The sequence below is a fragment of the Fibrobacter sp. UWB2 genome (genome assembly GCF_002210425.1).
Classification (GTDB): Bacteria; Fibrobacterota; Fibrobacteria; order Fibrobacterales; family Fibrobacteraceae; genus Fibrobacter; species Fibrobacter elongatus.
Genome location: NZ_MWQK01000007.1, coordinates 157,878 through 169,156, shown reverse-complemented (window position 1 = coordinate 169,156; position 11,279 = coordinate 157,878). Strand labels below are relative to the sequence as shown.

At 51.6% G+C, this 11,279-nt stretch carries 9 protein-coding genes; 2 read left to right on the top strand and 7 right to left on the bottom strand.

The annotated features are described in order from the left end of the window. Nucleotides 1–168: 168 nt before the first annotated feature. Together fabV and B7982_RS13955 are read left to right on the top strand one after the other, a co-directional pair. Nucleotides 169–1,386: an enoyl-ACP reductase FabV gene (gene fabV / locus B7982_RS13960; RefSeq protein WP_088661278.1), complete on the top strand. Its 1,218-nt coding sequence runs from the start codon at nucleotides 169–171 to the stop codon at nucleotides 1,384–1,386. 43 nt (nucleotides 1,387–1,429) lie between these two features. Continuing rightward, nucleotides 1,430–2,866 carry a sodium:alanine symporter family protein gene (locus tag B7982_RS13955; RefSeq protein ID WP_088661277.1) on the top strand — a complete coding sequence of 479 codons (1,437 nt, stop codon included), beginning with the start codon at nucleotides 1,430–1,432 and terminating at the stop codon, nucleotides 2,864–2,866. Between the two features lie 248 nt (nucleotides 2,867–3,114). Here the strand turns inward: B7982_RS13955 and B7982_RS13950 are convergent, their stop codons facing one another. The 7 genes from B7982_RS13950 to coaBC form a co-directional block, all read right to left on the bottom strand. Continuing rightward, entirely contained in the window at nucleotides 3,115–4,422 is a 1,308-nt protein-coding gene (locus B7982_RS13950) for a hypothetical protein (protein ID WP_088661276.1), read from the bottom strand. 156 nt (nucleotides 4,423–4,578) lie between these two features. Next, complete coding sequence (locus B7982_RS13945; RefSeq protein ID WP_088661275.1) at nucleotides 4,579–5,835, bottom strand: hypothetical protein; 1,257 nt, start codon at nucleotides 5,833–5,835, stop codon at nucleotides 4,579–4,581. Between the two features lie 22 nt (nucleotides 5,836–5,857). After that, nucleotides 5,858–6,652 carry an ABC transporter ATP-binding protein gene (locus B7982_RS13940; protein WP_088661274.1) on the bottom strand — a complete coding sequence of 265 codons (795 nt, stop codon included), beginning with the start codon at nucleotides 6,650–6,652 and terminating at the stop codon, nucleotides 5,858–5,860. A gap of 10 nt (nucleotides 6,653–6,662) precedes the next feature. Further along, complete coding sequence (locus tag B7982_RS13935) at nucleotides 6,663–7,445, bottom strand: ABC transporter permease (RefSeq protein ID WP_088661273.1); 783 nt, start codon at nucleotides 7,443–7,445, stop codon at nucleotides 6,663–6,665. 9 nt (nucleotides 7,446–7,454) lie between these two features. Continuing rightward, nucleotides 7,455–8,879, bottom strand: a complete 1,425-nt coding sequence (dnaB, locus tag B7982_RS13930; protein ID WP_088661272.1) for a replicative DNA helicase — start codon at nucleotides 8,877–8,879, stop codon at nucleotides 7,455–7,457. Nucleotides 8,880–8,997: 118 nt separating this feature from the next. Beyond that, nucleotides 8,998–9,945, bottom strand: a complete 948-nt coding sequence (locus tag B7982_RS13925) for a hypothetical protein (protein WP_088661271.1) — start codon at nucleotides 9,943–9,945, stop codon at nucleotides 8,998–9,000. Nucleotides 9,946–9,954: 9 nt separating this feature from the next. Then, complete coding sequence (gene coaBC / locus B7982_RS13920) at nucleotides 9,955–11,256, bottom strand: bifunctional phosphopantothenoylcysteine decarboxylase/phosphopantothenate--cysteine ligase CoaBC (RefSeq protein ID WP_158213018.1); 1,302 nt, start codon at nucleotides 11,254–11,256, stop codon at nucleotides 9,955–9,957. Nucleotides 11,257–11,279: the final 23 nt, after the last annotated feature.

Sequence of the window (11,279 nt, the reverse complement as noted above, 5' to 3'; positions counted from 1 at the left end):
CTTCAAGGTACATATTGGAACACCTTCTACAAGCAATTCCGTACAAAACTTTCAAATACATTTCAGAAATACTACAGAAATACGTTTTGGAGATACGATTCCTATATACAGGCCAAAGCTAGAGCCTTTTAATTGCTAAGTTGCGGGCGTCAAAAAATAGGAGTCATTATGATTATCAAACCGCTCATCCGTAGCAACATGTGCATTAACGCCCACCCAAAGGGTTGCGCTCAAGATGTCAAGCACCAGATTGAATTTATCGAAAAGAAGTTCACCACACGCAGCATTCCAGCCGATGCACCAAAGACGGTTCTCGTCCTCGGTTGCTCGACCGGATACGGGCTTGCAAGCCGCATCACAGCCGCATTTGGCTACAAGGCGGCAACGATTGGAGTTTCTTTTGAAAAGGAAGGCTCTGACGGCGGAATCGGCGAATCCCGCGAAAAGACGGGTACGCCGGGCTGGTACAACAACATGGCTTTCGACAAATTCGCAAAAGAAGCGGGCCTAGATGCCGTGACGTTCAATGGAGACGCCTTCTCGCACGAAATGCGCCAAAACGTTATCGACACCCTCAAGAAGATGGGCCGTAAAGTAGACCTTCTCGTATACAGTGTCGCAAGCTCCGTGCGCGTCGATCCAGACAACGGAACCATCTACCGCAGCGTATTGAAGCCTATTGATAAAGTATTTACAGGCGCCACGATTGACTGCCTCAGCGGTAAAATCAGCACCATCAGCGCAGAACCTGCCACTGCAGAAGAAGCAGCCAACACAGTTAAAGTCATGGGCGGTGAAGACTGGGCTCTTTGGGTGCGCAAGCTCAAGGAGGCAGGCGTTCTCGCCGAAGGCGTGAAGACCGTCGCTTATTCATATATCGGCCCGAAACTTTCGCATGCCATCTACCGCGACGGTACAATCGGTGGCGCCAAGAAGCACCTCGAAGCAACCGCACTAGAACTCCACAAGGAATTGCAAAACGACCTCCACGGCGAAGCCTATGTCTCTGTGAACAAAGGACTTGTCACGCGCTCTAGCGCCGTCATTCCCATCATCCCGATGTACATTTCCGTGCTCTTCAAGGTCATGAAGGAAATGGGAAATCACGAAGGTTGCATCGAGCAGATGGAACGCTTGATGACCGAAAGACTTTATACGGGTTCCAAAGTCCCGACGGACGAAAATCACCTCATCCGCATCGACGACTATGAATTGGATCCGAAAGTCCAAGCCGAAGTGGACAAACGCATGGCAACCGTCACGCAAGAGAACCTCGCCGAAATCGGCGACCTCGAAGGATACCGCCACGATTTCCTCGCCACAAACGGTTTCGATATTGATGGCGTGGACTATGAAGCCGATGTCCAAACGCTAACGAGCATATAGTTTCTATTTTTGGGGCAAAACCCCTTAACATCAAGGACAACTTATGGAAACACTCAATTCCATTCTCGATGCTATCGATGGGTACGTCTGGGGCGTTCCCCTCATTGTCATCATCCTCTTTGTAGGTATCCTCCTCACCATCCGTCTCGGCTGTCTGCAGGTCATGAACTTGCACAACGCGCTCCGCTTCATGGCGCATAGCGAAAAGGACGGCGCAGGCGAAGTCTCCAGCTTCGGAGCGCTCTGCACGGCTCTCGCCGCCACAATCGGTACGGGTAACATCGTCGGTGTGGCAACCGCTATCGGCACCGGCGGCCCAGGCGCCCTCTTCTGGATGGAAGTCGCCGCATTCCTCGGCATGGCTACAAAGTACGCCGAAGGTTTGCTCGCCGTCAAATACCGCACAGTCGATAAGGACGGCAAGGTTCTCGGAGGTCCGTTCTATTATATTGAAACAGGCATCAAGGAACGCTTTGGCTGGAACATGAAATGGCTCGCCGTGATTTTTGCCATCTTTGGCATGGCTGCAGGCCTCCTCGGCATTGGCACCATCACGCAGGTCAACGGCATCACGAGCGCTATGGCTCGCCTCACCCCGAACGCTGCTGAATTTGTCAACATCGGCGGAAACTCCGTGAGCATCACGACCGCTATCGCAGGCCTCATCGTCACAATCTTTGCAGCAACCGTCATCATCGGCGGTCTCAAGCGCATTGCAAAAGTCTCGATGTACATTGTTCCCATCATGGCAATCATCTACATCATTGCCTGCATTCTCCTTTTGCTCCTCAACTTCTCGCACATTTCTTCTGCCATCGAAACGATTGTGAAGGCAGCGTTTAATCCGTCTGCAGTCACTGGTGGCGTTGTCGGTTCCATCTTTATCGCCATGCAGAAAGGTATCGCACGCGGCATTTTCAGTAACGAAGCAGGTCTCGGTTCTGCACCGATTGCAGCTGCCGCCGCAAAGACAAAGGAACCTGTACGTCAGGGCCTCGTCTGCATGACAGGCACGTTCTTCGATACGATTATCATTTGTACGATGACCGGCCTTGCCATTGTGGTCTCGGGTGCTTGGGATCCAAAGCTCGGACTCGAAGGCGTGAACATCACGATGGAAGCATTCTCCCGCGGCCTTTCCATTATCCCGGGCGGCGCAGTAATTGCTCCGTACTTCCTTGCCACGGCTCTCGTGTTCTTCGCTTTCACGACGATTCTCGGATGGGCCTACTACTCTGAAAAGTGCTTGCAGTACTTAATTGGCCGCAGGGACAAGAAGGCAATACTCACCTACCGTTGGCTCTACATCTTCGCGATTTTCGTTGGACCGTACCTCACGGTAAGCGCAGTCTGGACTAGCGCAGACATCTTCAACGGCCTGATGGCGTTCCCGAACCTCATTGCACTAATCCTTCTCTCTGGAATCGTGGCAAACGAAACAAAGACGTTCCTCGCCAAGTTCAAGAACGAGAAAGAATAGAACTTAGAACTTAGAACTTAGAACTTAGAACTTAGATCTTAGTAATTAGTAGTTAGTTTTAAGTTATTGATTATTCGTTATTAGAGCCCGCGAAAGCGGGCTTTCTTTTTATAAACAAGACGAGAATTATGGTTCCCGTCGCTACGCTCCAGGATGACAACTTCGAGGATGACGTAGAAGCATACAAAAAGACCTCCCAGATGGGAGGTCTTTTTAAGTTCTTGTACTAGATGATTCTAAGGTCTAGACTAGTTACCGAAGAAGCACTTGGCCTTGCCACCTTCTTTACCCGTTGCTGTCACGCAAACGTTACCCATCGTATTCTGGCCAGCCTTCACAGCACCCAAAGCAATACCGCTATTGCTGATGTTGTAATCGCCCGGATAAGACTTAGAAGTTTCACCATAAGTGATATCCAACGTCAACCCAGGCTGGTTCTGAGCTGCGGTAACATCGCAAAGCAAGGAGATGTTATTCGGAGTCCAGCCACCTTCCCACTTGAAGGAAACCTGAATGCATGCTTCCTTGTTCAGCGGAATATCAATAGAGACATCCGTAGCAGACGGAATGCTGGAGCCTTCAAACGTCAAGGGGTAATCTGGATCGTTTGCATCCACAGAAACAACCGTGTCGCACGGGACCTGTATAACGGTGTTGTCGTCATTGGAAACGCTAACGATCGGAGCCGCAGCCTGGTTCTTTGCGGTAAATGCCTGAGAAGCCTTCGCAGGATTCGTCGGATCGGCAAGAGCGCCAGCCCATTCATAACCGACAATATTAGCACCCGTAGAAGAGCAGCCCTCAATAGTCCAAGCACCACCAACGCTAATATCCGGATTCTTATCCACTGCAGCGCACTTACAGCCTGTAATCGGAGCGCCGTTCACCTGAACCGGTGTGCAAGTCACATTATGGACAGCACCAGTAGCCGTGGTAATCTGGACAGAAGCATTGTGCTTACCAGAGGTGGCGTACGTCACCGTATGGGTACGGCCTTTAACACCTTCCAAAACAGCTGAAGCAGCCGGAGTACCATCGGCGGTCGTCCATACGGACTTGGACTTCAAGTAATCCTGGCCCGTAATAGCACTGCCACGTTCAAACTTCCAAATTACGGATTCGCCACTTTCATAGGTATCCTTTTCCGGAGCGCAGGTACCGACATCACCACCCGGCTGTACAACCGGAGCGCTGCTAGACGAAGAATAAAGGAAAACCGGACCGGACTGAGACGACGAGGATGCAATGCCCGGTTCTGCAGAAGACGACGTATTGATAACGATCTTGCTCGAAGACGAAAGGCCCGGGAGAGTCTGACGAGAGCTAGAGGACTTCTGCGTTTTAGGAGCTGTAGAGGACGAGCTTGCCTGAGCAACACATTCCGGACAATAAGCCTTAAATGCACCAGCGTCAATACCCATAGTCGGGTCTTTCTCATCGGTATACCCCATCGTAGCATCAAATTCATTCGGCTTTATAATTTCGCCACTTCCGCAAGCCCAAAAACTTGCGGCAATACCAACAGCAAGTGTTCCGATATAAAACTTTTTATTCATAAAAAACCTCTTAGGCGAAAAATAAATTAAATCGCGCCAATAAGCAAACTCTGTAAGCGTTTTTTATTGAGGAAATTCACAAAAAAGCGCCCCGAACACGAGGCTCGGAGCGTTTGTAAAATTAATTATACAAGAATCTGTATTTTATAGAACTTTTTAGAAGTCATACGACGTGCACGCAGGGTCATCAGGCTCTAACACGCAGTCAACAGGCTTCTTATAACTAGAAGAGCTAGAATCCGTTTCACCCGATGAAGAGGAACTTTCCTCAGGCGGTTCTTCGGACGAAGAGCTTTCCGGCAAGGCCTCTACATGGAGGAGCGGGTCAAAATCGTCTTCGTTTAATTCATCACGTTCGCAAGTAACGGTCTTGCCATCCCAAGTGACTTGCGGGGCCTTATCACCAGGTTGCAGATACTGAACAACAACCCTAGTCGAACCAGTTCCCTTTTCTTCGCCCGAGACATATTGAGCCGTTCCATCACCGTATCCAATCCATTGATGTCTTCCTTCAAGTTCTTGGCGTTCGGCATCCACGATGAACCATTCCACGGTTTCACCAACGGTAATCACACGCTTGCTGACAGCGCAATAGCCCTTCACCGCAGCCTTGGAAGAAGACGAGGATTCCGGTTCAGAAGAAGACGAGGATTCTTCTTCTGAAGAAGAGCTTTCTTCGACTACAACCTGATAGACGCGGAAATCGTCATCACAATCAATTTTCTTCTCAGCAAAGTGGAGAATCGGTCCAAACTTTTGTCCAACGGTAGAATACTTCACCTTGATGCTAGGCGTACCATTGCCAGAAAGTTTCCCTTCGACAAGGCCCTCTTCGACTTCGTCGGATACTTCCCACACGAAATTGCCCTTTTCCAAGGAACCTTCATCCGGGAGGTAACTCCAAGTCACCACATCACCGATATAGACCTTTTCGGGCCTATCCAAAATGCACTTGCCAGAAACCGGCAACGGCTTGCTGGAGCTAGACGACACACTGCTGGACGATGCAGACGTTGCTGAAGAGCTGCTAGACGAACCCTTAACGGAGCTAGAAGATGTTGTCCCGCCCTTGGAGCTGCTAGAATTTGCAGAAGTCGAACTAGAAGAATTCGAGGTTTTGCTACTTGAAGAGCTCTTGTTTTCTTCTTTTTTGGAGCTACTGCTTTTCTTAATCTTCTCGAGTTCGCAGCCCGCCTTGTGGCCTTCTTTACTATTGCAGTAATCCACAAAAGTCTGGAGGAAGGAATTTACGTTTTCATCGTAATCCTTTTTCGATGTATCTAGTTTATCCTTAAGATCCTTCAGTACAATTTCGTCCTGGTCTTCCACGTAGTTGATACTCCCTTCGCCACAGGCCCAAAGGATTATCGCTGCAGAAGTAAACAATAACGGTAATATCTTTTTCCTATCCATAATTTTCCCCACTCTTTAAAATCTATTCCTGATTTTCCCCATCCACCGAAATTTTGCGCTGGCCCGTTATGAACTGGTGCACATACGGGTTGCTCGTATTCTTGATTTCATCGACGGTCCCCACCTCGATGATGCGCCCATTGTAAAGCATGGCGATTCGGTCCGCCACCTTGAAGGCACTGACCATGTCGTGCGTCACCACGACAGAGGTCACTCCGAGCTTACTCTGCATATCGAGAATAAGGTCGTTAATCACGTCACTCGTAATCGGGTCAAGGCCCGTCGTCGGTTCATCGTACAAGAGGATTTCCGGGTTCAGGGCAATCGCTCTTGCAAGCGCCACACGCTTGCGCATACCGCCCGAAAGTTCGGAAGGCATCTTTGTACGGAAAGACGGCACGAGGTTGATCATCTGGAGCTTTTCGGTCACCACGTTCTGGATCTCGGCTTCAGAGAGTTCGGGATGGTGTTCACGGAGGGCAAAGGCAATATTTTCGCCCGTGTCCATGGAATCGAACAAGGCGCCCATTTGGAACAACATACCCATCTTGCGACGGATGGTACGCGTATCGAAGAACTTGGGCGTACTGATAGTCACGCCATCGACAGTCACTTCGCCGCCATCCGGCTGCAAAAGTCCAATCATGTGCTTTAGAATCACGGACTTGCCACCGCCGGACTTACCGATGATGACCATCGTCTCGCCACGGCGGATGTCGAGGTTCACGTCTTCAAGAACGGTCTGAGGGCCAAAGGACTTCTTAAGTCCCTTGAGTCGAATCGCAATATCATTCGGATCGATTTTTACATTCGGCATAGCTAAACCTCTAGAAGAACATGAACGCGTCAAGAATAAAGTCAGAAACCAAAATCATAAGACAGCTAGAAACAACGACGCTCATCGTTGCAAGGCCCACGCCATGCGCACCCGGCTTGGAATGCGTCCCATGGTAGTAAGCAAGCACAAAGATGATTGTCCCAAACACAATCGACTTGATAATCCCCGCCCACAAATCCAAACTATCAAACAGGTACTGCATACCGGTCGAATAGGTGTAGGTCGTGATATCCAAAGCAAGCACACAGACGATCCAGCCACCAATCAGCGCAAGCGCGTTTGAAATGGCTGTCAGGCACGGGATCATCGTCAAGAACGCAAACAGTCTCGGCATCGCGAGGTAGCGGTACGGGTCGAGCCCAAGCACCACGTACGCGGAGAGTTCCTCTTTCTCTTTCATGGAACCGATTTCGGCAGCGACAGCACTACCCACACGCCCCGAAAGCACGATGGCCGTAAGGAGCGGTCCAAGCTCGATGAGCACCATCTTGCAAGCGGCGGTCCCCACAAACTTGTCGGACACGAGATTGTGGAATTCGAACTCGGCCATGATGGTCGCGACCATGCCCGTGAAGATGGACGTCACGAACAAGAGCGGGAGCGAGGAGACGCCTACGGAGATCATCTCCTTGACAATCAGCGCCGGATTCTTGTGCACATAGCGGAACTGCTTGAGCGTGATAAACAGGATGCAAATGCACTCACCCACAGAGGCGACTGCATCGACAATCTTTTGTCCAATCCAATTTATCGGTCTCAAAATCAGCGTCATTACACTTCCTTAAAAACTTCCAAAGTCGGCAACCTGCGGTCCACCGCCTTCGTCATCAGAACCATACTGGTAATCTTCGTCACCTTCCACGCCTTGCTGGTCGGTCGCATCGTAGAACGTCGTGTATTCCGGCACGAAGCTCATGTCGATATCTTTGACGGAACCGTTACGGTGCTTAGCCACAATGAGCGTTGCCTTGTAGCGGTCTTCATCCTTGTGCGTCTGCACGAACGGGCGTTCCACAAACCACACCATGTCAGCGTCCTGTTCGATAGAACCGGATTCACGCAAGTCCGAAAGCTGCGGACGTTCACGGCCTTTTTCTTCGACTTTACGGCTGAGCTGAGCGAGCGCAATGACCGGGATGCTCAATTCCTTTGCCAAGATCTTGAGGCCACGGGAAATTGCACCGATAGCGACGGCGCGGTTTTCTTCCTTGCCGGTCTTCATCAACTGCAAGTAGTCGATGATGAGGAGGTCAAGGTGGCCCTTGTGCTTGAGCTGGCGCGCCTTGCTCATGAGTTCCATGATGCCGAGGTCGGCGTTGTCATCGACAAACAGCGGAGCCTGGTTAATCGGAGTCACGGCGGCGATAATCTTCTTGATTTCGTCAGAGTTGAGCTTACCGTTGCGGAGCCTACTCTGGTCGACCTGCGCCTGCGAGCAGAGCAGACGTTGGGCAAGCTGAATGCCGTCCATTTCCAAGCTGAAGAAGGCGACGTTCTTGCCGTAACGAATAGCGGCGTTTGCGGCAACCGTCATAGCGAAAGACGTCTTACCGACACCCGGACGGGCTGCGAGAATAATCAAGTCGGAATTCTGGAGACCGTTTGTGAGTTCGTCCAGTTCCGTAATGCCCGTAGGCACGCCCGTAATGCCGCCTTCCCTGCGGTTGTTGATGCGTTCCAGAAGAGGAGCCACAAAGTTGTCGATAGACTTTAAGGTGTTGCGCACCTGGTTATCGGCAATCGCAAAGATATCGCGTTCGGCATCTTGCAGCACATTGTCCGGAGTAGATGCCGGGTCCATCGCCTGGCGGATAATATCGGATGACGTGCGGATGAGCTTGCGAAGCACCGCCTTGCTGCGGAGGTGTTCCAACTGCCACGGAACATTCGCCGACGACGCAACAGATTCCATCAATTCAAAGATGTATTCACGGCCACCGACAATGTCGAGCTTGCCCATCTTCGTAAGTTCCGCCGAAAGCGTCACGGGATCGATGGGGGTCACCGCCTTGTTCAAACTGCAAAGTGCGTTCCAAATCAACTGATGACGTTCCATGTAGAAAAAGTCATCGTCACTGATGGCCATAACTGCGGTACCCATCACTTCGGGATCACGCAAAATACCGCCCAACAGGCAGCGCTCCGCCTCAACATCGGCGGGCATTTGACGACCTTCAAACGACTTGGAATTATTTTCTTCAGACATAACTATACCGATTTAAATATACAATAATAGTTTACAATGGTTTTTGGAGAGACGCCAAGAATAAGGCGAAAAGGGCATAAAATGGAGATGCCCGCGCGGCGGCGGGCATGACAATGTTTTACTTAGCGGCGGTGAAAAGGCCGCTACGCGGAATATGTACCTTCCACGTAAGCCATTTAAGTTGCTTGTCCGTCGTCATCGCGTAAGCATCGACTAGCGAAACCGTCTTTGTGCCGTTGAAATCAAGCGCCGTACCGGCGAGTTCGTTGAAGTTCTTACCCTTGCTGAACACGTCATAGAAAAGCGGCTCGCTAAAGGTAATCATGATTTCAGGTGCAATAAAGGAAAGTTCCTTTGTTAGCATTCGACGGAGCGAGGCGAGCAGGATCGGAGATAGTGCTCGCGGAGCATCCTTGTAGAAATACGTAACGCCAAGTGAATCCGGGGCGTAACCGAGGCTTCCGAACAAACGCACAAGCATCTCGCCAGTCGGAGACTGGAAAAAGGCGCCGGCCGGTTCACCGGGCTTCGGGGCGGCAAGGAGAATCAGAAGGCGCGGGTGTTCCGGGCCTTCGTAGCGAACAACGTTCGCGGCACGCGCGTAAAGCGCGTCGGTCTTGAGAGCATCGTAGAAGGCGCCGATGGAATCGGCGAGTTCGTACGCGGCAGTCGTTTTCTTGACGGCGCGCGGGGCAATGGTGAGGCCTGCATCGAGCTTTGGCGCCGGGGCCGGACGCGGAGCCGGCGCGGATGGCGCGGGAGCGCCAAATGCAGACTGCTGAAAAGCGGGCTGCGCCTGATTTGCAAACGGTGCGGGGTTTGAAGGGAACGGCGACTGCTGCGGAATCGGAGCAGGATTCGCGGGAGCCGAATGCTGCGGGAATGGCGCCGGATTCGCCGGGCGCATTTGCGGCATCGGATTTGCCGGGCGCGGAGCCCCTGCAGGAACGGCGGACTTTTTGCGAGTCAACGTCCACGGTTCATCGAGGAGCAAGTCCTCCTCGCCCATGTCCATTTGGCCTTGCAGATATTTGCGAAGTTCGCTAAAATCAAATTCTTCGGGCATACCGTTCCTCTAAGCGTTCTTTAACTGATCAAGGCTAAAATCTACAATTTCTTGTGCGAGATCGATTTTAGAACCCATCTTCATCTCGGGAATTTCAACCTCAGCCGCATTTTGTGCATTGCGAGAGTTCGCGCGGATTAACGTGTAACGGACTTCGTCAAAACCAAAACCGCTGTTCGCAGCCACAGGGGCATTGAGGAGTAGCGCATCGGCGCCGCTCTTCTTGAGCTTCTCGGCCGCATGTTCCTTGAAGTGGTCCGTTTCAAGCGCAAAACCGACAATGACCTGGTCCGCACGCTTTTGCGCGACGCTGTCACGCAAGATGTTCGGATTCGGTTCAAGTTCCAAAACGAGCTGACTACGGCTATCCTTGATTTTTTCTGTAGCGGCCACCTTCGGGCGATAATCGGCCACGGCGGCGCAATGCACGAGCACATCGGCATTCTTCATCTGTTCAAGAACAGCCTTATGCATGTCGCAAGCGCTCTTGATTTTTGTCACGTGGACGGCACCCGGAAATTCAGCTTCCATCGGGCCAGCGACAACGCTCACATCAAAGCCGTTCGCCAGGAACGTCGCGGCAATGGCAACAGCAGTCTTTCCGCTGCTGCGGTTGCTAATGTAACGCACCGGGTCAATCGCTTCTTCGGTGCGACCAGCCGTGATGAGGACCTTCTTGCCGTAACCGGGAAGCGTCGGATCCACTTCATTTTCAGCAGGAAGAGCTTGAAGATCCTTCGACTTCGCGCGCGGCACTTCGCTCAGGATGACACTACTAGCTTCCAAATATTCCACGATTTCCGCAGGGTCGAGGAGGCGACCTTTGCCAACTTCGCCACAGGCGAGTTCGCCCGCCGGGCTGTCCATCACGAACGTATTTTCAAAACTGCGGAGCGTTTCGAGGTTGCGCTTGACCGCCGGGGAATTGAACATCGCGACATTCATTGCGGGGGCAATAAAACGCGGACCCGTGCAGCTCATAAAGCAAAGGCTCACTGGGTCATCAGCAATGCCATAGACAAATTTTCCGATGACATTCGCGGTCGCCGGAACGACGAGATAAAGGTCGGCCCAACGCGGGAAATCGATATGCTGGAACGGGCGCGCTTCAACGGCGCCATTTTTCAGGTAAACCGGGCACTTGGAGAGGCTTGCAAACGTAAGCGGGGCCACGAACTGTGTAGCGGCTTCGGTCATGCAGACGCGCACTTCGGCGCCTTTCTTTTGCAACAGGCGCAAGAGTTCACAAGACTTGTAGGCGGCAATTCCGCCCGAGACTCCAAGAAGGATTTTCTTTCCAGCGAGATTCATAGCCATTAAAATAGCAATTTAAA

What these genes read in the sequence shown, in the direction of transcription:
- fabV (WP_088661278.1), top strand. Translation starts at nt 169, where the DNA reads ATGATTATCAAACCGCTCATCCGTAGCAACATGTGCATTAACGCCCAC.
- B7982_RS13955 (WP_088661277.1), top strand. Translation starts at nt 1,430, where the DNA reads ATGGAAACACTCAATTCCATTCTCGATGCTATCGATGGGTACGTCTGG.
- B7982_RS13950 (WP_088661276.1), bottom strand. Translation starts at nt 4,422, where the DNA reads ATGAATAAAAAGTTTTATATCGGAACACTTGCTGTTGGTATTGCCGCA.
- B7982_RS13945 (WP_088661275.1), bottom strand. Translation starts at nt 5,835, where the DNA reads ATGGATAGGAAAAAGATATTACCGTTATTGTTTACTTCTGCAGCGATA.
- B7982_RS13940 (WP_088661274.1), bottom strand. Translation starts at nt 6,652, where the DNA reads ATGCCGAATGTAAAAATCGATCCGAATGATATTGCGATTCGACTCAAG.
- B7982_RS13935 (WP_088661273.1), bottom strand. Translation starts at nt 7,445, where the DNA reads ATGACGCTGATTTTGAGACCGATAAATTGGATTGGACAAAAGATTGTC.
- dnaB (WP_088661272.1), bottom strand. Translation starts at nt 8,879, where the DNA reads ATGTCTGAAGAAAATAATTCCAAGTCGTTTGAAGGTCGTCAAATGCCC.
- B7982_RS13925 (WP_088661271.1), bottom strand. Translation starts at nt 9,945, where the DNA reads ATGCCCGAAGAATTTGATTTTAGCGAACTTCGCAAATATCTGCAAGGC.
- coaBC (WP_158213018.1), bottom strand. Translation starts at nt 11,256, where the DNA reads ATGAATCTCGCTGGAAAGAAAATCCTTCTTGGAGTCTCGGGCGGAATT.